This is a genomic window from Halomonas sp. OfavH-34-E (genome assembly GCF_024124525.1).
Taxonomy (GTDB): domain Bacteria; phylum Pseudomonadota; class Gammaproteobacteria; order Pseudomonadales; family Halomonadaceae; genus Halomonas; species Halomonas litopenaei.
This window is the reverse complement of the sequence record NZ_JAMXRY010000025.1, coordinates 46,172-72,007: the sequence shown is the minus strand read 5'-3', so window position 1 is coordinate 72,007 and position 25,836 is coordinate 46,172. Positions and strand designations below refer to the sequence as shown.

Genomic DNA, 25,836 nt, shown 5'->3' with positions numbered 1-25,836 from the left:
CACCCCCACACAGGAACCAGCGGGGCACCACCCGGGTGCCCCGGTGGCAGACGGCAACAGGAGCTACATCATGTCTCGACCCAATATCCTGGTCATCCAGGCGGACCAGATGACCGCGCTGTGTCTTTCCGCTTACGGCAAGCCCTACGCGATCACCCCGAATATCGACAAGATCGCCAGAAAGGGCACGACCTTCACCAACAGCTATTGCAACAACCCGGTCTGCGGCCCTTCACGCGCCTCGATGATGACCGGACGTCTGCCCTCGGATGTGGGAGTGTTCGATAACGGCGCCGAATTCCTCGCCTCCGAACCGACCTACGCGCACTACATGCGAAAGCTCGGCTACAAGACCACCCTCGCGGGCAAGATGCACTTCGTCGGGCCAGACCAGCTGCATGGCTTCGAAGAGCGACTGACCACCGACATCTATCCCTCCGACTTTGCCTGGACCGCCGACTGGGATCAGACCGACGAACCCTACGCGCCGTCGCACATGAGCCTGCTCAGTGTGGTCGAGGCCGGGTACTGCCAGCGCAACCTGCAGATCGACTACGACGAAGAGGTGTTCAACGCCGCCAAGCAGGAAATGTTCGATCACGCCAGATCGACGGATGACCGCCCCTTCCTGCTGCATGTGTCCTTTACCCAGCCCCACAACCCCTTCGTCGCGGACAAGAAATACTGGGACATGTACGAGGGTGTCGACATTCCCGAGCCGGAGGTGGCGCACATCCCCTACGAGCAGCGCGACCCCTGGTCGCAGCGCTACTACCTCACCATCCGCCAGGACGAATTCGACATCACCCCGCAGCAGCTCTACAACTCGCGCCGCGCCTACTTCGCCATGGTCACCCATCTCGACACCTTGATCGGCGAGTTGATGGAAACCCTGGAGCGGATCGGGGAGCTCGACAACACCTATATCTTCATCACCTCCGACCACGGCGAAATGCTCGGCGAGCGCGGCATGTGGTACAAGTTCAATCCCTTTGAGGCATCGATCCGTGTCCCCCTGATCGCACAGGGTCCTGGGTTCAAGGCGGGTCACCGCGAAGAGGCGCTCGCCTCGCTCGTCGACCTCCTGCCCACCTTCACCGATATCGCCAGCGGTGGCGGCTTCGACGATTTCGTCGCGCCCTATGACGGACGCAGCCTGCTGCGCCTGCCAAAGCGCGGCAGTGCCGAGGACAGAATCTTCATCGAGTTCAATGGTGAAGGGCTCTACGCCCCGGCGCTGATCATGATCAAGGGCCACCTCAAGCTGGTCCATAGCCGCACCGACCCCAAGATGCTCTACGATCTGACAGCCGACCCACAGGAGCTGAACAATCTGGCAGAAGATCCGGCCTATCAGCAGGTGATCGAGGAGATGTTTGCCGAGATGCAGACCCGCTGGGACGAGGACGATCTCGACCGACGCATCCGCGCATCCCAGCGCAAACGGATCTTTGTTCAGGAGGCGATGAAGCATGGCCGCTTCCCCTACTGGGACTTTGGCCCTGCCTACGATCCCGCCAAGGTCTATGTGCGCGGTGGCACCGATCCCAGCACCACAGCCACCAAGCAACGTGCCAGATTCCCCTTTGTTCCGGTGACGCCTCCGGAGAAACCCCGCCACCCCAGGTCCACGAACCAGGGATAAGAGCAACGGCGCACGCCGCACGGTCAGACCGTCATACAGTCAGACGGCAAGGCACGACCAGAAACACGAAAAAAAGGGCGCCCCATCGGGGCGCCCAAGGTCGTTAGTCGAGTCGAGCCCGAAGGCCTTCGTCAACCACCGGGAGCGGGGTCGCTCAATCACCCGGTGTGGTGTGGCCGGTCTGAACCTCCATGCGCTTTCTCAGGATCGGGCCGACGATGTACGGCAGGATCAGGCCGAGACCGGCGAACAGCCACAGGCCGATCGCCAGGCCGCTGTCCCACAGGATCGTCCAGTCGCCGTCGGAGATGTCCATGGCGTGGCGCAGGTTCTTCTCCATCTCCGGGCCAAGCAGCAGACCCAGGATCACCGGCACCAGCGGGATCTCGAGCTTCCTGAGGATGTAGCCACCGACCCCGAAGGCCACCATGAAGTACAGATCAAAGGTGGTGTTGGAGATCGAGTAGATGCCGACGAAGGCCACCATGGTGACGATCGGCAACAGGTACATCGGCGGCACCGACAGCAGCTTGACGAAGATACCGACCAGCGGAATGTTGAGCACCAGCAGCAGGAAGTTGCCGATCAACAGCGCCGCGATCACCCCCCACACGATGTCCGCGTTCTGGGTGAACATCAGCGGACCAGGGGTGATATTCAGCGAGATCAGCAGCGCCAGCAGCACCGCGGTGGTGCCGCTGCCCGGGACGCCCAGGGTCAGCATGGGCACCAGGGCACCGCTGGAGGCGCCGTTGTTGCCGGCCTCGGGGCCAGCCACGCCGCGCGGGTCACCTTCACCGAAGTAGCCCTTCTTGCCGATCACCTTCTTCTCGAGGGTATAGCCGATAAAGCTGCCCAGCGAAGCACCGGCCCCCGGCAGTACGCCGGCGATAAAGCCGAGGATGCCGCCACGGATGCTCGAGGGCATGATGCCCTTGATGTCGGCCCAGGAAAGCTTGAGCTTGTTGACCTTGATGGTCTTCTTGCCCTTGCCGGCACGGTCCTCGATAAAGAACAGAAGCTCCGAGATGGCGAACAGGCCGACGATGGCGATGATGAAGTCGACACCCTCGTAAAGTTCGAGCACCTGGAAGGTGTAGCGCTGCACCCCGGTATTGTCGATACCGATGGTCGCGATCATCAGACCGATGCAGGCGGCCACCACGGTCTTCATCGGGTTCTTGCCGGTGATACCGCCAAGGGTCGCGAAGGCCAGCAGGAACAGCGCGAAGTATTCCGCAGGACCAAAGGTCAGGGCGAAATCGGCCAGGATCGGCGCCAGCAGGATCAGGCCCACGGTGGCGATCAGGCTGCCCATGAAGGAAGCTATGGCGGAGATCGCCAGGGCCTCGGCGGCCTTGCCCTTCTGGGCCATCGGATAGCCGTCGAGGCAGGTCATCATGGCCGGCTCGTCACCGGGAATATTCAACAGAATCGACGAGATACGCCCGCCGTACATGGCGCCAGCGTAGACCGCAGTGAGCATGATCAGGGCGGTCTCGGGCTTGAGCCCAAGGGTAAAGGCCAGCGGGATCAGGATCGCCACACCGTTGGCCGGGCCGAGTCCGGGCAGCGCGCCGATCAGGGTGCCGAGAAAGGCGCCCAGCAGCGCAAACATCAGGTTATGCGGGGCGAGCGCCACCCCGAAGCCATCGATCAGGTAGCCAAGGGTTTCCATCAGCCCACCTCCAGGAAGGACAGCACACCCAGGGGCAGGGGCAGGTCCAGCGCAAAGTTGAAGATCAGAAATACCACCACGCCGGAAATACCGCCGACGATGAAGGCCTTGACCGGCGGCGCGCCCATGCGCCAGCACAGGGTGCCCACCGCCAGCAGGGTCGCCAGGATGAAGCCGAGCGGCTGCAGCAGGGCCGCGTAGAGCACCAGCACCACCAAGGCGATGATCAGCTCGACGCCGGTGCGGCTCCAGGGCCAGGCATTGTCAGGATCCGGGCGCACCACCATGTACAGGCTGGACAGCCCCAGCACGACGGCCAGCAGGTAGGGGAAGGTTTCGGGGCCTACCGCCTCGGCCCCGCCAAAGGGTTCGGGAAACTGGGTGGCGCCCCAGCCGTACGCGACGGCCAGGACGATCATCAAGACCCCGAATACGCGGTCGTTGAACATGCTCATTGCTGGATCAGTCCGATATCTTTGGAGAGCTGGTTGATGTCGGCGATCTGCTCCTTGACGAAGGTCTCGAACTCACCGGCGCTCATGTGGAACGGCATCAGGCCGTTGCTTTCCATGACGTCCTTCCACTCCTGGCTCTCGTAGATGGTGTCCATGGCGTCGACCCAGTACTGCTTGGCGTCTTCAGGAATATCCGCCGGCATGTAGAAGCCGCGCCAGTTCGGACCCACGGCGTCGATGCCCTGCTCCTTGGCGGTGGGGATCTCGCTGAACTCGCCCGGCAGACGCTCCTCGGACAGCACCGCCACCACGCGCAGGTCACCGGACTCCATGAAACCCTGGGCCTCGGTGATGTCACCGGTGAAGGCGTCCACGTGGCCGCCGACCACCTGGGTCATGGCCTCGCCGCCGTTGTTGTAGGACAGGTAGGGGATCCTCGGCAGGTTCTCGACGCCGGCAGCCTGAGCCGCGATCAGCACCTTGAGGTGATCCCAGCCGCCCTTGGCGCTGCCACCGGCGAACTTCACCGCACGCGGGTCTTCCTTGATGGCGTCCATGATGGCGTTGAGGTCCTGGTACTCGCTGTCGGCGCTGACCGCGATGACCCCATAGTCCGCCCCCAGGGCGCCGACCCAGTTGACCATGTCGGCGGTCATTCCCGGGAACTGCCCCTGGGCCAGGCGTGTGGTGGTGGCGGTGGAAGCCGCGACCAGCAGCTGGTCATCACCGGCGCGCTTGCTGACGGTGTGAGCGTAAGCCACGCCACCACCGGCACCGGCCATGTTGACGGTCTGAACACCGCGCGGCACCAGGTCCAGCTCTTCGAGCACGGTACCGACGCTGCGGCAGGTGAAGTCCCAGCCGCCGCCCGGGTCGGCAGGTGCCAGACACTCGACCTTGCCTTCGGGCTCAAAGGCAACGGCAGTGCTGGCTGCACCGGTGATGGCAGCGATGGCGATCAGTTTGACTGGCGTGTTCATGGACATGACGAAGTCCTCTGTTGTTGTCTGCTGACAGGAGGCACGAGCCGACATCCCGTCGCGATTGACGCCGAGACGGCGCCGAGATTTCCACTTGTTGGAAACTGACACCTGGCTTACAATTCTGTAAGGCAGAACGTCGTTCCCTTGGATGGAAAGCTAAGCCCGGATAGCATCCGGGTCAACGCGCGATCGCGTAATTCCGACCAAAGTTGAATGCCAGCGACATCATTCGCTATCACCGACAGGAAGGTTCACATGGCACAGGATCGCGTCGAGGCGGTCGAACGGGCCCTCTCGGTCCTGGAGGTCTTCGATACTCCTCAGGATAGTTTCAGTCTGGCAGAACTGGCCGACGCCACCGGCTTCTACAAGAGCACCCTGCTCAGGCTTCTGGCCTCGCTGGAACGCTTCGACTACACCCAGCGTGGAGAGGATGGCCGCTGGCGCATTGGCGGTGCTCCGGTGCGCCTCGCCCGTCGCCACGCCCCCAGTCGCGATCTCGCGGCACTGATCCAGCCGCTGCTCGACGGCCTGGCGCGACAACTCGGCGACACCGCCAGCCTGCTCGAGGTGACCGCCGGCGTGGTTCACTGTCGCCTGGCCGCCCTGCCCGATCAGAGCCTGCGCCATGACCTTGTTCCCGGCAGCCAGTGGCCCCTTCGAGACACCGACGCTCCGGCGCCGGCCCTTGCGGGAGGCATCATGGTGTGTCGGCGGCTGCCGCTGGAAGGTCGCCACGAACTCTGGCTGGCCCTGTCCGGGCCCGAGGGACGGTTGGACACACACATCGCCGCGACACGGCTCGACGAGGCGGTGACACAGTTGATCGATCAGCGGGACACCCAAGGGAGGCGCGCATGACACTGCTGCTGGTGGAAGACGATCGGCTTCTGGCCGAGACCCTGGTCGATGCCCTCGGCATCGCAGGCCACGAGGTTGTGCATCTCGACAACGGCATCGACGCCCGCGACCGCCTCCAGGGAAATCACCGACTGGACATGGTACTTCTGGATCTGAACCTTCCTGGGCTCGGCGGCCTGGAGGTGCTGGAGGCGTTGAGGCGCCACGACAGCTCGACCCCGGTGCTGATTCTCACCGCTCGCGGCGCGGTAGAAGATCGCGTGCGAGGGCTCGACCTGGGTGCCGATGACTACCTGGCCAAGCCCTTCTCGCTGGAGGAGCTGGAGGCCCGGGTACGCGCCCTGATGCGTCGCCGCGCCCCCTCCGGCCTGATCACCGTTGGCGAACTCAGCTTCGATAGCCTGGCCCAGCGCTTCAGCCTGGGCGACGAGGCGTTGGCACTGCCTCCGCGAGAGCAGCGCCTGCTGGGGTGCCTGATGCGGCACGCCGGCCAGCCGGTGGACAAGGCTACCCTGGTGCGTGAAGCCTTCGGCGAGGAGGAACTCGGCGACAATGCCATCGAGGTCTACGTGCATCGTCTGCGCAAGCGCCTTCAGGGGCATCGAGTGAACCTGCGCACGGTGCGCGGTCTCGGCTACCTGCTGGAAGCACCATGAGCGGGGATTCACTGCATCGCCGACTGTTGACCTGGCTGCTGCTGCCGATGCTGATCGTCGGCTCGGTGGTGCTGTGGCGGGCCTGGCTGGACGCTCGCCAGACCGCCGACCGGGCCTTCGACCGGCTGCTCGACGCCGCCAGTCTGTCGATCGCCGAACAGGCCCAGTGGCAGGACGACCGACTATGGCTCGACCTGCCTCCGGCGGCCCTGGAAATGCTCGCCTCGCGCCACGACGAACGGGTGTTCTATACCTTGGTGGACGCTCGCGGTGAGCGGGTCACCGGCAACGCCGACCTGCCCGGTATCGAAGGCGCCGCCCAGGACGCGAGCGACGTCGTCTATGGCGACGTTGACTACCACGATATGCCTCTGCGCCTCGGGGTGCGCCGCTCTCGGCTTGAGGACTGGCGCCTGCGCGAGCCCTTCGAGATCCGGGTCGCCCACACGCGCGAGGGGCGCGACGCGCTCAGCGGCGAGCTGTTTCGCCAGAGCCTCGCCTACCTGCTGGCGGTGGCGGTGCTGTCGGTGGCCGCCCTGCTGATCGCCATTCGCCTGGCGCTGGCACCGCTGACACGACTGCGACGCCAGATACGCACCCGTGATCCGCGCACCCTGGCACCGCTGGAATTGCCGCTGCCGCGAGAGCTGGCCGAGCTGCGTGACACCGTCAACGAGCTGCTGGCACGGATGCGTCGGGTCAAGGCCAACCAGGAACGCTTTATCGGCGACGCCTCGCATCAGCTCCGAACTCCCCTGGCGGGACTTTCCGCCCGGGCCGAACTGGCCCTGCGCCAGGACGACCCCGCCACCTGGCGCTCGGCCCTGGGCGCCATGCAGACCACCAGCCAGAGCGCCTCGCGCCTGGCCATGCAACTGCTGTCACTGACCCGCCTGGACAATCCCGAGTTCCAGCCCGAACTGGCCCCCACCGATCTGGTTCAGGTCGCCCGTGAGGCGGTGATGGCCCATTGGCAACGCTGTCAGCGCGCCGGCGTCGACCTTGGTCTGGAGGCGCCAGAGGCACCGGTGCACGTGCAGGGGCTCGACTGGCAGCTGGGCGAGGCGCTGGCCAATCTGATCGACAACGCCTGCCACTACGGTGCCAGGCACATCACCGTCGAGGTCAGCGCCGACCCGATCGCTCTGGCGGTCGTCGATGACGGCCCAGGCATCCCCCACGAGCGTCGACTGCTGGTACTGCGCCCCTTCCACCGCGGTGAGCACACCAGCGAAGGCTCGGGTCTGGGCCTGGCCATCGTCGACGGCATCGCCCGCACCCACGGCGCTCGACTGAGCCTCGGTGACGCCCGGGAAGCACCACCGCCGGGCCTGCGAGTCAGCCTGCAATTCGGCGAAGGCGTCGACAAGGGATCGACGTCCGCCCCTTCACGGAGCCAGCCATGATATCCCGCACCCTTGCGCTGCCCCCCTGGATGACCGCCGTTGTCACGCTGGTGGCGTCGCTAGCGCTGTGGTCGCTTCTGCCTGATGAGTCCCTGGCGCAATCCATACCCGAGGCCGGGTCCGACTCCCCCCTCGAGGCATACCCGGGGAACGCCTCGCAGCAGCCAGCCTACGATGAGGTCACCTTCGAAGGGACAGGAGAGTCGTCAGATGCGCTGGTGATCCACGCAGCCCTGGATATCCCCTACGCCCTGCCGCTACTCGAGGACTTCCATCGTCGTCATCCGCGCTACACCATCACCTACCGCAACTTCTCGACGCTGGACGTGCATCAGCGCTTTCTCGACGCCCCCGCAGAGGCCGATGTGGTCATCTCGTCGGCCATGCCCTGGCAGTACCTGCTGGTCAACGAGGGTCACGCCCAGAGCATCGACACCGCCATCACCCAGCGCTGGCCGGACACGGCCAAGTGGCGTCAGGAGCTGTTTGCCTTTACCTTCGAACCCATCGTGATGGTGGTCAGCCGCCGCCTCGAGCAGCGCCTCGGCCCCGTCGACAGCCGCGCCGATCTGCTCGGCCTGCTGGCCGAGGCGCGCTCGCCGCTGCAAGGACGCCTGGTCACCTACGACCCCACCTCCAGCGGCGCCGGCTACACCTACGCCATCGAGGAGTCGCGCCTGTCCCCGCGCTACTGGGATCTGGTGGCGGCGCTGGGCAAGGCAGATACCGCCCTGGTGAATACCACCGGCGCCATGCTGGAAGGCCTCAGGCAGGGTCGCTACGACATCGCCTACAACGTGCTGGGCAGCTATGCCCGGGAAAGGATCGCCGATGACCCCGAGCTCAGGCTGGTGATTCCCGACGACTATGCCCTGGTCATTCGACGTCTGGCCTTCGTGCCTCGCCAGGCGCCGCACGCGGGGGCAGCGCGCCGCTTTATCGACTACCTGCTGAGCGCCGACGGCCAAAGGGTCATCGCCGAGGCCGGCGAACTCGGCGCCCTGCACCCCCAGCTGGATGGCCCGGGCACCGCCACCGCCATGCGCCGCGACTACCCTGACGGCCTGAGGCCGATTCCTCTGAGCCCCGGCTTGCTGGCGACCCTCGATGAGTTGAAGCGCACCGCACTGCTCGCCCGCTGGCAGCGCGAATTTCACGATCAGCCGGTCGATACCCGGGCGATCGAGCAGTTCTCGCGGTGACGATGCGCCCTGCTATCGTTGCGCAGACACGACAAGGCCCGCCAGGCAAGCCTGGCGGGCCTTGGTCGATCACCTGCGATCGCACATCTTCGTTTCGACGTACCGATGCTTGTGGCCCCTGTTGGTGCCCCGGGTCAAGCTCCGGGCAGGTAGGTCAGAAGGACCGGCGCGGTGCCGCGCTTGAGCATGCCTAGCTCGCGGGCGGCACGCTTGGACAGGTCGATGACCCGTCCCTGGACGAAGGGGCCGCGGTCATTGATCTCGACCTCGACGCTCTGGCCGGTATCACGACGGGTGACCAGCACCTTGGTACCGAAGGGCAGACTGCGATGGGCGGCGGTCAGCGCCTGCTGGTCGAAGGACTCGCCGCTGGCGGTTCGACGCCCCTGGAAGCGATCGCTGTAGTAGGAAGCCTGGCCGCGCTGGGAAGCAACCTCTCCGTCGTCACGGGCCATTGCCGGCGCGCTCGCAAGCGACGCCATGGCCAGAACAACGGCGGCCGCCCAGGCGGCCATGGTCGATCGACCGGACAACATACGACGCAGAGAAATGGACAACATCATCTTCACCTCAGGTAACCCGCGAGACGCGGGGATTCAGAGCCTGGTGCGAAGTCTCCAGCGATGGCGCACGTTCAATCCGAAGAACGTTCTCGGGGTGACGGATGCTTGCCGTGCATCCACCCACGACTCCCCGCTTGCGCATGATCGAACCAGGCCAGTTGCTCGTGCAGCGATACCACGCTGCCGACGATGATCAAGGTGGGCGGTCGAATGATATCCCGATCATTCAACTTCGGCAAATTAGCCAAGTTGGATAGATGGACGCGCTGGCGCTGGGTAGTTCCCTGTTCGACCAGCGCCACCGGGGTGTCCGGGCTCAGTCCCTCGCCGATCAAGCCCTGGCTGATGTAGTCGAGACTGCCAAGCCCCATGTAGAACACCAGCGTCTGACCGGGGCTTGCCAGCGCCCGCCAGTCGAGTTCGCACCCCCCTTCCTTCAAGTGCCCGGTGATAAAGCGCACCGACTGGGCGTGATCACGATGGGTCAAAGGAATGCCGGCGTAGGCGCTGCAGCCGGAAGCCGCGGTGATGCCCGGTACCACTTCCACCTGAACGCCTTCGGCCACCAGGGTCTCAAGCTCCTCACCGCCACGACCGAAGATGAAAGGGTCGCCCCCCTTGAGCCTGACCACACGCTTGCCCTGACGGGCCCAGTCGACCAGCGAGCGATTGATGTCCTCCTGGGGCAGGCTGTGATCGGAGCGAGCCTTGCCGACGTAGTAGCGATCCGCCGATGCCGGCACCAGCGCCAGGATTTCCTCACTGACCAGTCGATCGTGCAGCACCACCTCGGCCTCGCACAGTCGCCGCCAGGCTCGCAGGGTCAGAAGCTCAGGATCGCCGGGACCGGCACCGACGAGACTCACGCTACCGGCCGGAAAGCCACTGTGGGCAGGCAACTGGGAAGGGCTCATGACGGTGGACTCCAGAGTGAACAACGAGCGATGACAACGGGCATCATTATGCCATGTCGGAATTAAACGTCCACTTCGTTATTACCAAAAACACACTTCATTGCTGCTGCAAGGCGTCGTCACCCCAAACCAGAACGCCGCCTTCCCCGACGGAGAAAGCGGCGCTCTGGCGGCTTTGGCAGGGTCAGTGGGGTGACTGTCTTACCCCTTGGCGCTCAGCGTCCGCCGCAGCCTCGGGCTGAGGGTTTCACCGAGACCGGTCATCACGACCAGGATCAGTGCCAGCCACAGCCAGTGAGCGGCGAAATCCACAGCGACGATGCCCAGCGCATCGACGAAGATCACCAGGATGCCCAGGGGACTGACGTAGCGCACCATGAACAGCCACAGGGCGTGTATGCCCGCCGGCAGATCCAGTTCATCGCGTACCGCCTCACTCTTGAGGAAGAAGCCGGCCAGCAGCGCCATGCCGAGTCCGCCCAGCGGCATCATCAGACGCGAGGTGAGGAAGTCGAGCCAGTCGAAGAAGTGCTTGCCGGCCAGTGTCCAGTCGGCACCGATATTGAACGACAGCATCGCCAGGGTGCTCATCAGCCACAGCACGATGCCGGTGCCCCAGGCGGCCGCCTTGCGGCTGATGCCCTTGTTGTCGTTGAGCCAGGACACCGTGGCCTCGACCATCGAGATCGAGGAGGTCAGCGCCGCCATCGACAGCATGATGAAGAACAGGATGCCAAACAGCGTGCCCATCGGCATCGCCTGGAACGCCAGCGGCAGGCTCATGAAGATCAGGCCGGGGCCGCTGTTGGGCTCCATGCCGTTGGCGAAGATCACCGGGAAGATCGCCAGCCCCGCCATCAGCGCCACCAGGGTATCGGCCACCGCGACTGTCAGGGTGGTACGACCGATGGAAGCACGTCTCGGCAGGTAGCTGCCGTAGGTGAGGATGGCCCCGGAGGCCAGTGACAAGGTAAAGAAGGCATGGCCCATGGCGGCCAGCATGCCTTCGCTGGACAGGCTGGAAGCCTTGAAGTCGAACAGGAAGTGGACGGCCTGACCGAAGCCACCGGAGAACATGCCGTAGACGATCATGATCAGCAGCATGATCACCATGCCCGGCATCATCCAGCCGACGCTCTTCTCGATGCCCTGCTGCACCCCCTTGCCAACGATCACCATGGTGGCCACGGTCACCAGGGTGCTCCAACCGCCGAGGCTGAAGGGGTTGGCATTGTTGGCGCCGAAGATGGCCGCCATGTCATCGACGCTGGAACCGACCAGTCCGCCGGAGATCATCTTCCACAGGTAGGCGAAGGACCAGCCGGCGACCACCACGTAGAAACTCAGGATCAAAAAGCCGCAGAGCATCGCCATCCAGCCGAACAGCGACCACAGCGAACTGCCTCCGGATTCCTTGACTACCCGGCGAATGGCGTCGATAGGGCTGCCCCGACCACGCCGCCCCAGGGCGATCTCGGTCATCATGATGGGCACACCGACCGACAGGATACAGACCAGGTAGACCAGCACGAAGGCGCCGCCGCCGTACTCTCCGGTCATGTACGGAAATTTCCAGATATTGCCCAGGCCCACAGCGGAGCCGGTCGCGGCCAGAACGAAGCCCCAGCGGCCTAGCCACTGGGTGCGAGAGGGTTCATTGGTTGTCATGACTCACCAGAGATCGCTTGCGCACTTTTGTTTGTCCACCATGGCGGTGGCGCCCTGAAAACAGCCTGAAACAGCACAGACCCAGGGCATCCAGCGCGCCATTGTGACGGATTTTGTTGTGATTGGGCAGGCCGACGACGCAAAGTCGCGGCCAAGGGCCTACCTGGCGAAGGATCCGCTGCCGCTCACCTGGCCGACAAGACGCCAGTGACGACAGCGGCTGTAGCCGACCGACGTTAGTCGGCGTCGAGGACACCGCGGCGAATCTGATCTTCCTCGATGGATTCGAACAGCGCCTTGAAGTTGCCCTCGCCGAAGCCGTCGTTACCCTTGCGCTGGATGATCTCGAAGAAGATCGGACCGATCACGGTCTCGGTGAAGATCTGCAGCAGCACCCCCTGATCCGGACCGCCATCGATCAGCAGGCTCAACTCACGCAGATCCTCGACCCGCTCTTCGTGGTTGGGCACTCGCACATTGACCTTCTCGTAGTAGGTGTCGGGGGTGGACAGGAAGCGAATGCCGTTGGCCTTCAGCGCGCGCACCGTGGCGTAGATGTCGTCGGTGGCCATGGCCAGGTGCTGGATGCCCTCGCCGTTGTACTCGCGGATAAACTCGGCGATCTGGGAGTTGTCGTCGGCGGACTCGTTGATCGGGATATGCATCTTGCCGCAGGGTGCGGTCATGGCGCGGGAATGAAGCCCGGTCTTCTTGCCCTCGATGTCGAAATAGCGATTCTCACGGAAGTTGGCGATACGGGTATAGAAGTCGGCCCAGGGATCCATCTGACCCCTCGCCACGTTGTGGGTCAGGTGATCCAGCACCTTGAGACCAACGCTGTTGTCCTGAGCCGAGGTGCCGGCGATGGGCTCGAAGTCGATGTCGTAGATGGTACGTCCCTGTTCGTCGACCCGATCATCGACGAAATACAGCAACGAACCACCAATGCCCTCCACCGCCGGAATGCCGACCTCGCCAGCACCGACAGGGTTATCGACCTGACGGGCGCCCTGATCGATGGCGTAGGACAGTGCCTGACGAGCATCCGCTACCTTCCACGCCATGGCGCAGGCGCCCGGACCGTGAATCTCGGCGAACTTGGCGGCGTGACTGCCGGGTTCCGCGTTGAGCACGAAGTTCACCCCCTCCTGCTGAAACAGGGTGACCCGCTTGGAGCGGTGGCGGCGCGTCTCGGTAAACCCCATGGCGAGAAACAGCTCGCGCAGGGCGTCGATGCCAGCCTGATCCGGGGCGCTGTATTCGACGAACTCGAAGCCATTGGTGCCGATGGGGTTGTGGGTATCGATGGGAGCGACTGCGGTCATGTGGGCCTCCGTCATTGTGATTGTCACTCCCCATCCTAGGCTCCTCGACACGCGCCCCCCATCCCCCCGGAGCGGCTTGAGGTGGTAGCGCACACGCCCCGGCATCGGCCAGCTGTAGCGCTGGCGTGACACCCCGTGTGCGCTCTGCACCCCAGGCGTCACGAAATCCTTACACGACGTCACGCTGGCATGACAGGCTGCCTATCGCTGGGACCTTTACAGCGTCAGCGTCACCAGCTGCCACGCCACCAGCAGCATGATCACGGCGATGATCCCGTCCACCCACTGCCATGCCCTCGGGCTCTTCAGCCGCGGTGCCAGGGCGCCGGCGGCGCTGACCAGACCGAAGAACCAGACAAAGGAAGCAATGGTCGCCCCCACGTAGAACCCCACCGGGCTCTCTTGCAGCGAACCGATGGCGCCCAGCATCACCAGGGTGTCCAGATAGACCTGGGGGTTGAGCAGCGTCACCGCCAGGGTCGCCAGCACCACCTGGGCAAGGCTGGCACTGGAGGCAGACGATGCAACGTCCATGCCCCTGGGCCGTCGAACCCGACCAATGGCCAGCCAGGCCTGCCAGGCAAGGAAGGCGGCGCCGCCGTAGCGCGCCAACAGCATGGCCCCTTCACTCTGGGCGATCAGGGCGCCGAGGCCCATCACCCCCAGGCCGATCAGCACGGCATCGCACAGGGCGCAGATCCCCGCCACCCACCAGACGTGTTGTCGCCTCAGTCCCTTGGACAACACAAAGGCGTTCTGCGCGCCGATGGCAATGATCAGTCCCGCTCCGGTGCCCACGCCCTGGATCAGTGAAAGCCACATGGTCTGTCCTTCCTCACGATGATTGTCGACGCTGCGCCGATGTTGGGCGCTGCTGGATGTGGCAGAGACTAGGGCAAGCTGGTAAATAAGAGAAATCACTTCTCCCACTACCTCATTACCATTTCTTATACTCAAGGAAATAGATAGACGCCCATGCTGGACTACAAACTGCTCGATGCACTGGCCGCCGTGCTGACCCACCAGGGCTTCGAGCGCGCGGCCCGTGCGCTGGGGCTGACCCAATCGGCGGTATCCCAGCGCATCAAGCTGCTGGAGGCTCGCCTGGGACAGCCGGTGCTGGTGAGGGGCTCCCCGCCGACACCGACCGAACTGGGTCAACGGCTGTTGAACCACGTGCAGCAGGTACAACTGCTGGAGGGCGAGTTGATCCAGGATGCACCGCAGCTGGCACTGGGCCACCGTCAGCTACGTATCGCCATCAATGCCGATAGCCTCGCCACCTGGTGGCCGGGCGCCATCGCCGGCTACCTCAAGCATCAGGCGATTACCCTGGATCTGGTCATCGAGGATCAGGAGGTCGGACTTGAACGCATGCGCCTGGGAGAAGTGGCTGCGTGCCTGTGCGCAAGCGACATGCCGGTCCAGGGCGCCAGGGTCATCGCCCTGGGCGTGATGCGCTACCGCGCACTGGCGAGTCCCGACTTCATGGCCCGACACTGCCCCCAGGGCGCGGACGCCGGTTCTCTGGCCCAGGCGCCGGCCATCATCTTCGGGCCCAACGATCAACTGCAACACCGCTTCATGGCGGCCCATGGCGTCAACGGCCCCTTCCCGCACCACCGCTGCGCCAGCGTCGAGGGATTTCTGCGCCTGGCCCACGCGGGCCTCGGCTTCGGGCTCATTCCCGAAATCCAGGCGTATCGGGAGCTCTCGACGGGGGAGCTTGAGGACGTGGTGCCGGGCTGGCATCTGGACGTACCGCTGTACTGGCACTACTGGCGCCACGGCGGCGAGCCGCTGGAGCGACTCGGCCGCCACCTGGCCGACCAGGCCGGACACCATCTGTTGCCACCTGCGGATTGACCGGGCCCGGCAAGGTACCCGCCCCGTCTCATGCAGCGATCAGCGTCGCGAGGTCGGGGCAGGCGGTAAAGTGTGCTTTCGAAGTGTGCCGTCAGTCACCCAGGCGTCGTGCCACGCTCTCGACCTTGTCTGCCATGCTCTGATCGCGGTCGGTCCGGGTACCGAGTTTCAAGGTGGTGGTGATGCGTGGCGCCCCCATCTCGTGCACCACCTCATGGCAGCGCTTGACCACCGCCATGACCTCGTCCCAGGGGCCTTCGATATTGGTGCCATAGGCGTGCATCTGGTGGCTGAGACCGGACGCCTGGATCTCCCGCTGGCAAGCGGCCACGTGGTCGGAGACCGAAACGCCCACACCCAGGGGGACCACGCAAAGATCGACGATAACGTGCATAACTTAAGCCTCCTTGATTCTGTGCCAACCCGCCCGCGTTCTTCGCTGGAAAGGCATGCCAGCTGAACTATGCTGTTTTGCAACAATAAAGATAGCCGAAGGTGATTCAGGCCCCTGCCGAGGTGGCGGACCTGGCCTCACTTCGGAGCGGGCAACTCTCCTGCCCGCTTCTCGTTTCCTCGGACATGCCGCCTGCACGGACACCAGGAGGCCACATGACCAGCGACGCCCGCCCCCATCCCATCGCACTGCCGAACAATCGCCCTCGACGGATCATCGAGCAGTTGCTCGAGGGCTCGGGCATTCGCCTCAACGGACCTGAACCCCACGATATCCAAATCTATCATCCCGATCTGTTCGCCCGCATCCTACACCAGGGCACGCTGGGGCTCGGGGAAGCCTACATGGATGGCTGGTGGGAGGCGCGGCGTATCGACCAGCTTGCCCATCGGCTACTGCGCCACGGTCTGGGCCAACGCTCGCGTAGCGCCGCGAGCCACCTCTTCTATCGCCTGCAGGCGGGCTTCTTCAACCTCCAGAGTCGCGCCCGAGCCTATCAGGTCGGCGAGGTTCACTACGACCTCGGCAACGACCTGTTTCGGTATATGCTGGACGACACCATGTGCTACTCCTGTGGCTACTGGCGCCAGGCAACGACGCTGCATCAGGCCCAGCTCGCCAAGCTCGATCTGGTCTGTCGAAAGCTGGCCCTGCGCCCTGGCATGCACCTTCTCGACATCGGCTGCGGCTGGGGCAGCCTGGCCGAGCACGCCGCCCGTCACTACGGCGTCAGCGTGACCGGCATCACCATATCCCGGGAGCAGGTGGCACTGGCCAGGGAGCGCTGCCAGGGCTTGCCCGTCGATATCCAGTTGGCCGACTACCGCGACCTGCAAGGCCAGTACGACCGGATCGCCTCGATCGGCATGTTCGAACACGTAGGACAGCGCAACTACACGACCTTCTTTCGGACGGTGGCCGACCTGCTGCCGGATGACGGGCTCTTCCTGCTGCATACCATTGGCTCCAATACTTCTCGCATCACCGCAGACCCCTGGATCCATCGCTACATCTTTCCCAACGGCGTGTTGCCGTCCGCCCGCCAGATCTGCCAGCACAGCGAGGAGATGTTGATGGTGGAAGACTGGCAGAACTTCGGCTCCGACTACGATCCCACCCTGCTGGCGTGGCTTGCCAACCTTGACGCCTGCAGGCATGACATTGCACGTCACTACAACACACGGCACTACAACGAACGCACCTATCGGATGCTGCGCTACTACCTGGCGATCTGTGCCGGAGCCTTCCGTGCCCGCTACCTGCAACTGTGGCAGGTAGTCTTTTCCAGGGGGCGAGAGCTTCGCTATGACGCACCCCGGTGACCGCGAAGTTGCCGGAAATGCGCGCGCTTTCGGTGAATCATGACGGGAACCTGCCTAGTCACTCTCGCTGCGGCATATCCTTGATCAAGCCCTCACGCCGATGTCTGCCGATAGATCAGCTCCCGGCTCCACGGCCACAACGCCCGCTATCAGCGGCCTAGCGAGAACGTTCAAGCCTTTCCTCCCTATGGCGCAATCCATAAATGCAGAATTTTGTCTGATATTTCTTAGTCCCTTGGACTGATATACCCGCAATGCCCTGCCTTTAAGATGGTGGTGAAGGCCCGATACCTCGGGTTGACCCGCCATCCCGTGGCCAAGGACTGCCTGCTATGGAAGATCGTGACCCGCCGTCACCCTCCCCGACCTGCAATGAAAGCGCGAGTCTTGCCTGTCTCAAGCGTGTCCCGGGGGTGCTGTTCACCCTGAAGCGAGACGCTCGCGGCCGCCTGCAGCTTCCCGCCCTGACAGGTGAAGACCCGATGACGGCTCGCCTTGAGCCACTGCTGTCGATCAATGACGTGCGTCAGCGGCTCGGCGATCTGCTGGGTGACGCCTATGGTGAATTCATCCGGGCCATCGAACACTCTGCGCACTGGCTGTCGCCGGTATCCACGCGACTGCGCCTGCCGATCGGCGAACTCACCCCGCACTGGTATTCGCTGGAGGCACTGCCGGAGCGCTCGGACGAAGGCATCCTGTGGCACGGCCTGCTGGTGGACATCGAGGATCAGGTCGCCGAAGAGCAACGTCTTCGCTACCTGTCCGGCACCGACGAACTCACCGGGCTGACCAACCGACGTTCGATGATGGGACACATCGACAAGATCGCCTCCATGTCCAACCGCCATGGCACGCCGCTATCGCTGTTGCTGATCGACCTGGACCACTTTGCCCTGATCAACGACACCTGGGGGCGCGGACTCGGTGATCGGGTGCTCTGTCAGATCGCCGCCCTGGCATCCAGCCAGTTGCGCCAGGAGGACATGCTGGCACGCATGGGCAGCGACGAATTCGCCCTGCTGCTGCCGATGACACCCGCTGGCAGAGCGCGCGAGCTGGCGGAGCGCCTGCGCGAGAGCATCTCTCGTCAGGACTTCGGCATCGGTCGCCACAAGGTCACCGTCAGTATCGGTGTCTCCGACTTTGTTCGCGGCTTGAGCAGCGCGCAACTGATGCAGCAGGTCCACACCAACCTGATGGAAGCCAAGCAACAGGGCCGCGATCGCGTGATCCAGCGCTGGCTGCCCCAGGGATCATCCTGACACCGCCAGCTGAGCTGGCACGTCGTCGCTTCATGCCGGTGACTGTTTTGGGTACCCTTGCCCCCGATCCTGCCGCTGTCACAGGGCCCGCCATCAGGGAGCCAGCATGTCCACCACCATCGACCAGACCCTCGAGAACGTCTTCGGCCACCGCCACTTCAGGCCAGGACAGCGGGAGACCATCAACGCCATCGCAGAAGGCCGCAGCGCAGCGGCGATCTTCCCGACCGGCTCGGGCAAGTCGCTGTGCTATCAGCTGCCGGCATTGCACCTGCCCTACCTCACCCTGGTGGTATCCCCTCTACTGGCGCTGATGCAGGACCAGCTGGCGACGCTGACCTCGCGCGGTATCGCCGCCGCCAGCATCGATTCGAGTCAGGATCGCGATCAGGCTCGGGAGGTCATGGCAGCGGCCCGCAACGGCCAGCTCAAGGTCCTGATGGTATCGGTCGAGCGCCTGCGCAATGAACGCTTTCGCGCCTTTCTGCGCGACGTGCGGGTCTCCTTGATGGTGATCGACGAGGCCCACTGCCTGTCGGAATGGGGACATAACTTTCGCCCGGACTACCAGAAACTGCCCGACTATCGCCGGGAGTTCGGCATCGACCAGGTGCTGCTGCTGACCGCCACCGCCACGCCCAAGGTCATCGATGACATGCGTCGAGGCTTCGATATCGCGCCTGACGATGTCATCACCACCGGCTTCTACCGCGCCAATCTGGACCTTGCCGTCTCCCCGCTGCCCGCCGACAACAGGGCTCGCCATCTGGCCAGTTGGCTGGCGCCAAGACTCGGCAACGGCGGCACCATCGTCTACGTCACCCTGCAGCAAAGCGCCGAGCGCCTGGCGGCCTACCTCAAGGCCGCCGGGCTCGAGGTCGCCGCCTACCACGCCGGGCTCGACAGTGAGACCCGCCAGCGACTGCAGGCGGACTTCATGAGCGGACGCCTGCCCGGCATCGTCGCCACCATTGCCTTCGGCATGGGCATCGACAAGGCCGATATTCGCCAGGTGGTGCACTTCGACCTGCCCAAGTCCATCGAGAACTACAGCCAGGAGATCGGACGCGCCGGGCGCGACGGCAAGCCGTCGGAGTGCCTGATGCTGGCCGGACGTGAACACCTGCCAGTGCTCGAGAACTTTATCCATGGTGACGTACCACCGCTGTCGGGCATCGAGGCGGTATTGACCGACCTGGCGGATGCCTCCGATAGCTGGGAGCTGTCGCTCAACGCCCTGTCACGCCTCTCGGACATCCGCGAGCTGCCGCTGAAGACGCTGCTGGTCAAGCTGGAACTGGCCGGCGTGGTGCGCGCCAGCCACAGCTACTTCGCCGAGTATCGCTTCAGCCTGGCGATCGAACCCGACGCCCTGCTCGACCGCTTCCCCGGCGAGCGCGGCGCCTTTCTCGGCGCACTGCTCGATGCCTCGCACAAGGCCCGTACCTGGTATCGGCTGGACTTCGAACGCCTCGACCAGCTGGGCCAGGAACGCGGCCTCGACACCTCCCGCTCGCGGGTGCTCAAGGCGCTCGACTACCTGGCGGAACAGGGGCTGATGCGCCTGGAAAGCAAGCAGATGACCGAGGTCTACCACAAACTCGCGGCCGTGGACCCCGTACGGCTGGCCCCCGAGCTGCATCAGCAGTTCGTCGAGCGTGCGGGGGTCGAACTCGAGCGACTCGATGCCATGCTGGCGCTGTTCGAGGCCGACGACTGCATCAGCGCGCGACTCGCCGACTGGTTCGGTGACCCCAATGCCCCCCGACGCTGTGGCCACTGTTCGGCCTGTCGCGGCGAGACCGCCAGCCTGCCGCCCGCCCCGGCTCCGGCACTCCCCGACGAGGGCGAACTGCGAGCCTGGCTAACGGGCCTGGCACAGGCACTGGAAAGTGTCGAGCCAGGCAAGCCGCTGGACCTTGAGCTTGCTACCCGCTTCCTGTGCGGCGTCATCAGCCCGCGCCTGAGCCAGGCCAAGGCGCGACGCCTGCCGGGATTCGCCAGCCAGGAAAGCGCCCGCTATACCGACGTCAGGCAAGCCCTCGCACCACTATTCGAAGGCTAGCCTTGCGACCGCGAGCTATTCGAACGCCAGCTATTCAACCGTGAGCAGTGGGCCTCGATGCCTCGTCGGTGCCTCTAGCCCCCTCAGTCTCACTTTCACTCTCACACTCACCGTCAGCCTTCGCTGCCGGTGATGCCATAGCGATTCAGCTTGTTGGCGATGGTGGTGTGGGATACGCCAAGGCGCCGCGCCAACTGGCGACTGGACGGATGCTGGGGGTACAGCGAGGCCAATACGCGCCGCTCAACCTCGCCCAGGATGTCGTTGAGCGAGCCGTCCAGGTCGATACCGGCAAGACCCGCCGGCGCCCCCGAGGCCGGCAGCCGCAGATGGGCCGGCTCGATGAGCCCGGTCTCGCACAGCGACACCGCCTGGAACAGCACGTTCTCGAGTTGCCGCACATTGCCGGGCCAGTGATAGCTGGCCATGCGCGCCAGTGCCGCGGGGGAAAGCGCAGGCAGCGCGCAGCCGATCTGGCGCGCGGCTCGGTCGACAAAGTGCCCGGCCAGGGCCTCGATGCCATCCAGGCAATCCCTCAGCGGCGGAACGCTCAACGACAGCACGTTGAGGCGATGATAGAGGTCCTGACGAAACAGCCCCTGGCCGCACAGGGCCAGCAGATCCTGCTGGGTGGCACAGATCACCCGCACGTCCAGGTAGGTCTCGTCATCGGCGCCGACCCGGCGAAAGCCACCGTCCTGCAGAAAGCGCAACAGCTTGGCCTGCAGCCGCGGGCTCATCTCGCCGACCTCATCGAGGAAGATGGTGCCACCGGCGGTCAGCTCCAGCAGACCCAGCTTGCCCTCGGGGCGAGCGCCATCGAAGGCGCCCGGGGCATAGCCAAACAGTTCGGTCTCGGCCATGGACTCCGGCAGGCCGGCGCAGTTCAGCGCCATGAACGGCGCCTGACCGCGCTGGCTGGCCAGGTGACAGGCCCGCGCCAGCACCTCCTTGCCGGTGCCGGTCTCACCAAAGATCAACAGCGGCGCGTCCAGCGGCGCCATGCGCCGCGCCTCGTGGATCAGGGAGGCGAGTCGGGGGCTGGCCGCGAACATGGCCTCGAAGCCGCGCATCTCCTGGCGCTGCACCTGATAGATACGCTCGCCGATACGATCGGCGCTATGCAGCGTGACCACGGCACCGGCCAGCGAGGCCACGTCGTCGTGGTGTTCGCGATGCAGCGGCGCGATATCGGCCAGGTAGGTGGCATCCTTGAGCCGGATCCTGAGGCCGTTGACCCGAGCATTGTTGCGACGAATCACTTCCGGCAGGTCGAGCTCCGGCAGGTAGCGATTCAGCGACAGCCCGGGCACCTCGTCGACGCGCACGCCGAGCAACTGGCTCGCCGCCCGGTTGGCCGCCACCAGGTGCCCCTCCATGTCGATGGACATCACCGGGTCGGAGAGTGACGACAGCAGCGCCTCCAGCTCGAGCTGGTGGCGCTCGCTGGGCATCAGGCTGACCCGGCGCACCCCGAATACGCCGGACACCTGCTCGAGACTGGGCTTCAGCGTCGCCAGCTGGGCGTGCAACAGTTGCGGCACGTGCAGATAGATGGCGTTGCCGTGCTCTCCGCCCACCTCGCCCCGGGCCACGTTGACCCCATAGTCGGCCAGCAGGGCCACTATGTCGCGAAGGATGCCGACACGATTCTGGCAGTGAACTCTCAGGCGCATGAAGGGAATGGCTCCGCAAAAGGGTCACACCATCTGAAGTTTCCGTCAGGCTGGTCTGACTCGAATGTCAAGATTTCGTTACAGCCTATCGAAGACAGAGGAGCGCGTCCTGCATCTTTGGTCGATAGACACCATCTCGATCACCAGCTGTAAAGATTTCCTGACAGAAAAGGGCCGCCTTCTGGTGCCTATCCCCCCGATGCACGGCTGCGTGACGAAAGCCCCCATGCCTAGACTCGACTCAGTCTCGATACCACAACAGTCGACAATCGCCGGGAGACACCATGCACGCACCTTCTTCGTCCACCCCGTCCACCAAGGGCACCGCCTATCAGGCCCGTGAGCCGGATGCCGACGGCATCATCCATTGGAGCGAGGTCGAGAACCGAACCTGGCAGACGCTGATGGAGCGCCAGTTGACGTTGATCGAAGGGCGCGTATGCCAGCAGTATCTGGACGGCCTCGAGCGCCTCGGCCTGCCCAGCGATCGTATTCCGCAACTGGGCGACGTCGATCGGGTGCTCCAGCAAGCCACCGGCTGGCAGACCGCCCAGGTACCGGCCCTGATTCCCTTCGACACCTTCTTTCAACTGCTGGCCAACCGTCGTTTTCCCGTGGCGACCTTCATCCGTACCCCCGAGGAGCTGGACTACCTCAAGGAACCGGACATCTTCCACGAGATCTTCGGCCACTGCCCGATGCTGACCAACGAGGCCTTCGCCGAGTTCACCGCCACCTACGGCCGCATCGGCCTTGCCGCCGAACCCAAGGACCGGGTCTACCTGGCCAGGCTCTACTGGATGACCGTGGAATTCGGCCTGGTGGACACCCCACAAGGCCGGCGCATCTATGGCGGCGGTATCATCTCCTCACCCAAGGAGACCCTGCACGCCCTGTCCGATACCCCTGCACATGCGCCCTTCGACGCCCTCGACGCCCTGCGCACCCCCTATCGCATCGACATCCTGCAGCCCCTTTACTACGTTCTGGACAGCCTCGACAGGCTTCAGGAACTGTCCCGGCGCGACCTGATGGCACTGGTCGAGGAAGCCAAGGCGCTGGGGTTATTCGAACCGCGCTTTCCGCCCAAGCCCAATTCAACGGTCAAGCCCAAGCCAACGCCCGGCGAGACTGGCGAGAACGTCCCGATCGCCCACGACGGTGCCGACAACGACCGACGCAGCGAACACGCCTGAACATCCACACTCGCTCACCGACACCACCAGGAGACAGCATGAACGACACCACCCAGACCCTCACCGAGCAGTCCTGCGAAGCCTGCAGCTGGGACGCCCCCCACGCCACCGAGGACGAGATCGAACAGTGGCACGCGCAGATCCCCGAGTGGCGGATCGTCGAGCGCGATGGCATCATGCAACTGGAGCGGAGCTACAAGTTCCGCAACTTTCGGCAGGCCCTTGCCTTTACCAACAGCGTCGGCGAGATCGCCGAGGAAGCCGGCCATCACCCGGCCCTGTTGACCGAGTGGGGCAAGGTCACCGTGACCTGGTGGTCCCACGAGATGAAGGGCCTGCACAAGAACGATTTCATCCTAGCGGCCAGAACCGACGAGGTAGCAAGCTAAAATGTTCGAGAAGATTGAGCGGGTTCCCGGGGATGCCATCCTCGGGCTCATCGAGGCCTTCAAGAAGGACACCAATCCCCAGAAGGTCGATCTTGGCGTCGGCGTCTACCGCGATGCAAAGGGCAACACTCCGGTGATGCGTGCGGTCAAGGAGGCCGAAGCCCTGCTGCTCAACAACGAGACCACCAAGACCTACATCGGCTCACACGGCGCCGCCCAGTACGGTGCCGTGGTGCTGCCGATGGTGCTGGGCCAGGACTCCCCCGTGCTCGAGGCCGGCCGCGCCAGCGTCACCCAGTCCCCCGGTGGTACCGGCGCCCTGCGCCTGGCGGCGGACTTCGTCGCGACCCAACTGCCTGGCAAGGGCATCTGGGTCAGCGACCCGACCTGGCCGAACCACCACGGCATCTTCACCGCCGCCGGCATCGAACTGCACAAGTATCCCTACGTCGACGCCGACAACCGTCTCGACTTCGACGGCATGCTGGAAGCCCTCAAGCAGATCCCCCAGGGCGACGTGGTGGTGCTGCACGCCTGCTGCCACAACCCCACCGGCTTCGACCTGAACCACCAGCAGTGGCAACAGGTGCTTGAAGTGATCCAGCAGCGCGACCTGCTGCCGCTGGTCGACTTCGCCTACCAGGGCTTCGCCGAGGGCCTCGACGAGGACGCCTACGCCGTTCGCCTGCTGGCCGAGAACCTCGACAACGTGCTGATCACCAGCTCCTGCTCGAAGAACTTCGGCATCTACAACGAGCGCACCGGCGCCCTGATCGTGGTGGCGAAGAACAGCGAGGAGATGGAGAACGTCCGCTCGCAGATCGCCATCGTCGCCCGTGAGAACTACTCCAACCCGCCGGCCCACGGCGGCAGCATCGTGGCGGAGATCCTCAACTCTGCGGAACTCGCCGCGGTGTGGCGCGAGGAACTCACCGAAATGCGCGATCGCATCAACACCCTGCGTCGTGACTTCGTCGAGGCCTTGAAGCCCTACGGGCTGGACCAGAAGTACGCCCACATCGCCGAGCAGCGTGGCATGTTCTCCTACACCGGCCTGACGCCAGAACAGGTGGACCGCCTGCGCGACGAATACGGCATCTACATGGTGCGCTCGGGCCGGGCCAACGTCGCCGGCTTCTCCCAGGAGAACCTGCCGTACCTGGCCAAGGCGGTGGCCGCCGTCAACGACTGACGCCCTGCCAGCGGGCTGTGCCAGCCAGTAAACGACGCCCGGGCCTGTCCCGGGCGTTGTCGTATCCGGACGAACTTCCCGGCGCCACCGAGCGCAACCACCATTCCTGCAAGCCTGTTTCTGCGAGCCCTGGGCTCTGTCCGAAAAGCCGACGAGCGTAGGCAGGTTTCGCAAAAGCCCTAGGCGCAGTCCGAAAAGTCGACGAGCGAAGGTTAGACAAGGCAAAAATCGGTGAGAAAGCGCAGTTTACGGGGTGTAAATGAGCATTTTGACCGGGCTGGCGCACCAGACGATTTTTAACGCCGTATTACCGAGCGCAGGCACTTTTCAGACAAGCCCTAGCCCAGGCCATGCTTGGTGGCCCACACCGCTGCTTCCACCCGTGAGCGAAGATCCAGCTTCTTGAACAGATGCTTGACGTGGACCTTGACGGTGCCCTCGGCGATGTCCAGCTCACGGGCGATCATCTTGTTGGACAGGCCGCGAGCCAGGGTCCGCAGGATGTCCCTCTCTCGAGCGGTCAGGCACGACATGCCGTCGTCGCCCCCTGCCGGCAGCTCGCCCTTGACCACGCTGGCCAGCAGCGACGCCATCTGTGGCCCCAGCACCACCTGACCCTGGGCCGCCTCGCGAATCAACCGCAGCACCTCCTCGGGGTCCATGTCCTTGAGCAGATAGCCATCGGCGCCTTCCTTGAGCGCGCGCACCACGTCATCGTCGGAGTCGGACACGGTCAGGATCACGATGCGGCTCTTGACCCGGGCGTCACGCATGCGCCTGAGCACCTCGATGCCGTCGATGGGCTGCATGTTGAGGTCGAGCAGGATCAGGTTGGGTTGCAGATCGACGGCCTTGCGCACCGCCTCGGCACCATCCGAGGCTTCACCGACCACCACCAGACTAGGATCCATGTCCACCAGTTGACGCACCCCACGCCGGAACAGGGGGTGATCGTCCACGATCATCAATCGAAGCATGCTCATAGTGCTATCTCCAGAGTGGTTTCACCCGACCCGCTGCCGGGCAACACGTTCAGCAGGCCACGTCGTCGCGAC

Annotated in this window: 23 protein-coding genes; 12 read left to right on the top strand and 11 right to left on the bottom strand. The window is 64.4% G+C overall.

The genetic code is table 11. From position 1 onward, the window contains the following. Positions 1–70: 70 nt before the first annotated feature. On the top strand, positions 71–1,645 hold the full coding sequence (betC, locus tag NH448_RS12595; protein WP_045994004.1) for a choline-sulfatase: 1,575 nt from the start codon (positions 71–73) through the stop codon (positions 1,643–1,645). A 154-nt stretch (positions 1,646–1,799) separates the two neighbouring features. Here betC and NH448_RS12590 read toward each other — a convergent pair whose 3' ends face one another. Genes NH448_RS12590 through NH448_RS12580 form a run of 3 tightly spaced genes read right to left on the bottom strand, consistent with a single transcriptional unit; the run spans position 1,800 to position 4,764 of the window. After that, positions 1,800–3,323, bottom strand: a complete 1,524-nt coding sequence (locus tag NH448_RS12590) for a tripartite tricarboxylate transporter permease (protein ID WP_045994005.1) — start codon at positions 3,321–3,323, stop codon at positions 1,800–1,802. Then, on the bottom strand, positions 3,323–3,778 hold the full coding sequence (locus tag NH448_RS12585; RefSeq protein ID WP_045994006.1) for a tripartite tricarboxylate transporter TctB family protein: 456 nt from the start codon (positions 3,776–3,778) through the stop codon (positions 3,323–3,325). Before NH448_RS12585 ends, NH448_RS12590 begins: the two co-directional genes overlap by 1 nt. After that, entirely contained in the window at positions 3,775–4,764 is a 990-nt protein-coding gene (locus NH448_RS12580) for a tripartite tricarboxylate transporter substrate-binding protein (RefSeq protein ID WP_045994007.1), read from the bottom strand. The genes NH448_RS12585 and NH448_RS12580 overlap by 4 nt, the downstream gene beginning before the upstream one ends. Positions 4,765–5,016: 252 nt before the next feature. Here NH448_RS12580 and NH448_RS12575 point away from each other — a divergent pair, with 252 nt between their 5' ends. Genes NH448_RS12575 through NH448_RS12560 form a run of 4 tightly spaced genes read left to right on the top strand, consistent with a single transcriptional unit; the run spans position 5,017 to position 8,886 of the window. Beyond that, entirely contained in the window at positions 5,017–5,622 is a 606-nt protein-coding gene (locus tag NH448_RS12575) for a helix-turn-helix domain-containing protein (protein ID WP_045994008.1), read from the top strand. After that, a complete protein-coding gene (locus NH448_RS12570) occupies positions 5,619–6,278 on the top strand; it encodes a response regulator transcription factor (RefSeq protein ID WP_045994009.1) in 660 nt (219 codons plus the stop codon). Before NH448_RS12575 ends, NH448_RS12570 begins: the two co-directional genes overlap by 4 nt. Then, positions 6,275–7,684, top strand: a complete 1,410-nt coding sequence (locus tag NH448_RS12565) for a sensor histidine kinase (protein WP_108448811.1) — start codon at positions 6,275–6,277, stop codon at positions 7,682–7,684. The genes NH448_RS12570 and NH448_RS12565 overlap by 4 nt, the downstream gene beginning before the upstream one ends. After that, positions 7,681–8,886: an ABC transporter substrate-binding protein gene (locus NH448_RS12560; RefSeq protein ID WP_253028828.1), complete on the top strand. Its 1,206-nt coding sequence runs from the start codon at positions 7,681–7,683 to the stop codon at positions 8,884–8,886. The genes NH448_RS12565 and NH448_RS12560 overlap by 4 nt, the downstream gene beginning before the upstream one ends. 134 nt (positions 8,887–9,020) lie before the next feature. On the opposite strand, the gene NH448_RS12555 is transcribed toward NH448_RS12560, so the two are convergent. From NH448_RS12555 to NH448_RS12535, 5 genes are all read right to left on the bottom strand, one after another. Continuing rightward, a complete protein-coding gene (locus NH448_RS12555; RefSeq protein WP_108448868.1) occupies positions 9,021–9,368 on the bottom strand; it encodes a septal ring lytic transglycosylase RlpA family protein in 348 nt (115 codons plus the stop codon). Between the two features lie 152 nt (positions 9,369–9,520). Next, complete coding sequence (gene cobA, locus NH448_RS12550) at positions 9,521–10,363, bottom strand: uroporphyrinogen-III C-methyltransferase (protein ID WP_108448812.1); 843 nt, start codon at positions 10,361–10,363, stop codon at positions 9,521–9,523. 201 nt (positions 10,364–10,564) lie between these two features. Beyond that, positions 10,565–12,031, bottom strand: a complete 1,467-nt coding sequence (locus tag NH448_RS12545) for a sodium-dependent transporter (RefSeq protein WP_108448813.1) — start codon at positions 12,029–12,031, stop codon at positions 10,565–10,567. 236 nt (positions 12,032–12,267) lie between these two features. Continuing rightward, positions 12,268–13,356: a 4-hydroxyphenylpyruvate dioxygenase gene (hppD, locus tag NH448_RS12540; protein ID WP_108448814.1), complete on the bottom strand. Its 1,089-nt coding sequence runs from the start codon at positions 13,354–13,356 to the stop codon at positions 12,268–12,270. A 216-nt stretch (positions 13,357–13,572) separates the two neighbouring features. After that, on the bottom strand, positions 13,573–14,178 hold the full coding sequence (locus tag NH448_RS12535) for a LysE family transporter (protein ID WP_108133064.1): 606 nt from the start codon (positions 14,176–14,178) through the stop codon (positions 13,573–13,575). A gap of 153 nt (positions 14,179–14,331) precedes the next feature. Between NH448_RS12535 and NH448_RS12530 the strand changes: the two genes are divergently transcribed. Next, positions 14,332–15,222 carry a LysR family transcriptional regulator ArgP gene (locus NH448_RS12530; RefSeq protein ID WP_045994014.1) on the top strand — a complete coding sequence of 297 codons (891 nt, stop codon included), beginning with the start codon at positions 14,332–14,334 and terminating at the stop codon, positions 15,220–15,222. A gap of 91 nt (positions 15,223–15,313) precedes the next feature. Here NH448_RS12530 and NH448_RS12525 read toward each other — a convergent pair whose 3' ends face one another. Beyond that, positions 15,314–15,616, bottom strand: a complete 303-nt coding sequence (locus NH448_RS12525; protein ID WP_045994015.1) for an MTH1187 family thiamine-binding protein — start codon at positions 15,614–15,616, stop codon at positions 15,314–15,316. Between the two features lie 215 nt (positions 15,617–15,831). Between NH448_RS12525 and cfa the strand changes: the two genes are divergently transcribed. The 3 genes from cfa (at position 15,832) to NH448_RS12510 (ending at position 20,328) form a co-directional block, all read left to right on the top strand. Continuing rightward, complete coding sequence (gene cfa / locus NH448_RS12520; RefSeq protein ID WP_253028827.1) at positions 15,832–16,998, top strand: cyclopropane fatty acyl phospholipid synthase; 1,167 nt, start codon at positions 15,832–15,834, stop codon at positions 16,996–16,998. Positions 16,999–17,330: 332 nt separating this feature from the next. Then, entirely contained in the window at positions 17,331–18,263 is a 933-nt protein-coding gene (locus tag NH448_RS12515) for a GGDEF domain-containing protein (RefSeq protein ID WP_213227121.1), read from the top strand. 106 nt (positions 18,264–18,369) lie between these two features. Then, the gene (locus tag NH448_RS12510) at positions 18,370–20,328 is read left to right on the top strand and encodes a RecQ family ATP-dependent DNA helicase (RefSeq protein WP_253028826.1); all 1,959 of its coding nucleotides are present in this window, start codon (positions 18,370–18,372) and stop codon (positions 20,326–20,328) included. Between the two features lie 113 nt (positions 20,329–20,441). On the opposite strand, the gene NH448_RS12505 is transcribed toward NH448_RS12510, so the two are convergent. Beyond that, positions 20,442–22,004 (bottom strand): sigma-54-dependent transcriptional regulator, encoded by a 1,563-nt coding sequence (locus NH448_RS12505; protein WP_045994019.1) that lies wholly within the window; start codon positions 22,002–22,004, stop codon positions 20,442–20,444. Between the two features lie 284 nt (positions 22,005–22,288). Here NH448_RS12505 and phhA point away from each other — a divergent pair, with 284 nt between their 5' ends. From phhA to NH448_RS12490, 3 genes are read left to right on the top strand one after another with little or no spacing between them, the layout of a single operon-like run. After that, positions 22,289–23,200 carry a phenylalanine 4-monooxygenase gene (gene phhA, locus NH448_RS12500; protein WP_253028825.1) on the top strand — a complete coding sequence of 304 codons (912 nt, stop codon included), beginning with the start codon at positions 22,289–22,291 and terminating at the stop codon, positions 23,198–23,200. A gap of 38 nt (positions 23,201–23,238) precedes the next feature. Further along, positions 23,239–23,589 carry a 4a-hydroxytetrahydrobiopterin dehydratase gene (locus tag NH448_RS12495; protein WP_045994020.1) on the top strand — a complete coding sequence of 117 codons (351 nt, stop codon included), beginning with the start codon at positions 23,239–23,241 and terminating at the stop codon, positions 23,587–23,589. A gap of 1 nt (position 23,590) precedes the next feature. Next, positions 23,591–24,781: an amino acid aminotransferase gene (locus tag NH448_RS12490; protein WP_108133056.1), complete on the top strand. Its 1,191-nt coding sequence runs from the start codon at positions 23,591–23,593 to the stop codon at positions 24,779–24,781. A gap of 338 nt (positions 24,782–25,119) precedes the next feature. On the opposite strand, the gene narL is transcribed toward NH448_RS12490, so the two are convergent. Continuing rightward, positions 25,120–25,764: a two-component system response regulator NarL gene (narL, locus tag NH448_RS12485; RefSeq protein WP_045994022.1), complete on the bottom strand. Its 645-nt coding sequence runs from the start codon at positions 25,762–25,764 to the stop codon at positions 25,120–25,122. Between the last annotated feature and the right edge of the window lie 72 nt (positions 25,765–25,836).

Coding starts and splice junctions, on each gene's coding strand:
- betC (WP_045994004.1), top strand. CDS start 71: ATGTCTCGACCCAATATCCTGGTCATCCAGGCGGACCAGATGACCGCG.
- NH448_RS12590 (WP_045994005.1), bottom strand. CDS start 3,323: ATGGAAACCCTTGGCTACCTGATCGATGGCTTCGGGGTGGCGCTCGCC.
- NH448_RS12585 (WP_045994006.1), bottom strand. CDS start 3,778: ATGAGCATGTTCAACGACCGCGTATTCGGGGTCTTGATGATCGTCCTG.
- NH448_RS12580 (WP_045994007.1), bottom strand. CDS start 4,764: ATGTCCATGAACACGCCAGTCAAACTGATCGCCATCGCTGCCATCACC.
- NH448_RS12575 (WP_045994008.1), top strand. CDS start 5,017: ATGGCACAGGATCGCGTCGAGGCGGTCGAACGGGCCCTCTCGGTCCTG.
- NH448_RS12570 (WP_045994009.1), top strand. CDS start 5,619: ATGACACTGCTGCTGGTGGAAGACGATCGGCTTCTGGCCGAGACCCTG.
- NH448_RS12565 (WP_108448811.1), top strand. CDS start 6,275: ATGAGCGGGGATTCACTGCATCGCCGACTGTTGACCTGGCTGCTGCTG.
- NH448_RS12560 (WP_253028828.1), top strand. CDS start 7,681: ATGATATCCCGCACCCTTGCGCTGCCCCCCTGGATGACCGCCGTTGTC.
- NH448_RS12555 (WP_108448868.1), bottom strand. CDS start 9,368: ATGGCGTCGCTTGCGAGCGCGCCGGCAATGGCCCGTGACGACGGAGAG.
- cobA (WP_108448812.1), bottom strand. CDS start 10,363: ATGAGCCCTTCCCAGTTGCCTGCCCACAGTGGCTTTCCGGCCGGTAGC.
- NH448_RS12545 (WP_108448813.1), bottom strand. CDS start 12,031: ATGACAACCAATGAACCCTCTCGCACCCAGTGGCTAGGCCGCTGGGGC.
- hppD (WP_108448814.1), bottom strand. CDS start 13,356: ATGACCGCAGTCGCTCCCATCGATACCCACAACCCCATCGGCACCAAT.
- NH448_RS12535 (WP_108133064.1), bottom strand. CDS start 14,178: ATGTGGCTTTCACTGATCCAGGGCGTGGGCACCGGAGCGGGACTGATC.
- NH448_RS12530 (WP_045994014.1), top strand. CDS start 14,332: ATGCTGGACTACAAACTGCTCGATGCACTGGCCGCCGTGCTGACCCAC.
- NH448_RS12525 (WP_045994015.1), bottom strand. CDS start 15,616: ATGCACGTTATCGTCGATCTTTGCGTGGTCCCCCTGGGTGTGGGCGTT.
- cfa (WP_253028827.1), top strand. CDS start 15,832: ATGACCAGCGACGCCCGCCCCCATCCCATCGCACTGCCGAACAATCGC.
- NH448_RS12515 (WP_213227121.1), top strand. CDS start 17,331: ATGGAAGATCGTGACCCGCCGTCACCCTCCCCGACCTGCAATGAAAGC.
- NH448_RS12510 (WP_253028826.1), top strand. CDS start 18,370: ATGTCCACCACCATCGACCAGACCCTCGAGAACGTCTTCGGCCACCGC.
- NH448_RS12505 (WP_045994019.1), bottom strand. CDS start 22,004: ATGCGCCTGAGAGTTCACTGCCAGAATCGTGTCGGCATCCTTCGCGAC.
- phhA (WP_253028825.1), top strand. CDS start 22,289: ATGCACGCACCTTCTTCGTCCACCCCGTCCACCAAGGGCACCGCCTAT.
- NH448_RS12495 (WP_045994020.1), top strand. CDS start 23,239: ATGAACGACACCACCCAGACCCTCACCGAGCAGTCCTGCGAAGCCTGC.
- NH448_RS12490 (WP_108133056.1), top strand. CDS start 23,591: ATGTTCGAGAAGATTGAGCGGGTTCCCGGGGATGCCATCCTCGGGCTC.
- narL (WP_045994022.1), bottom strand. CDS start 25,764: ATGAGCATGCTTCGATTGATGATCGTGGACGATCACCCCCTGTTCCGG.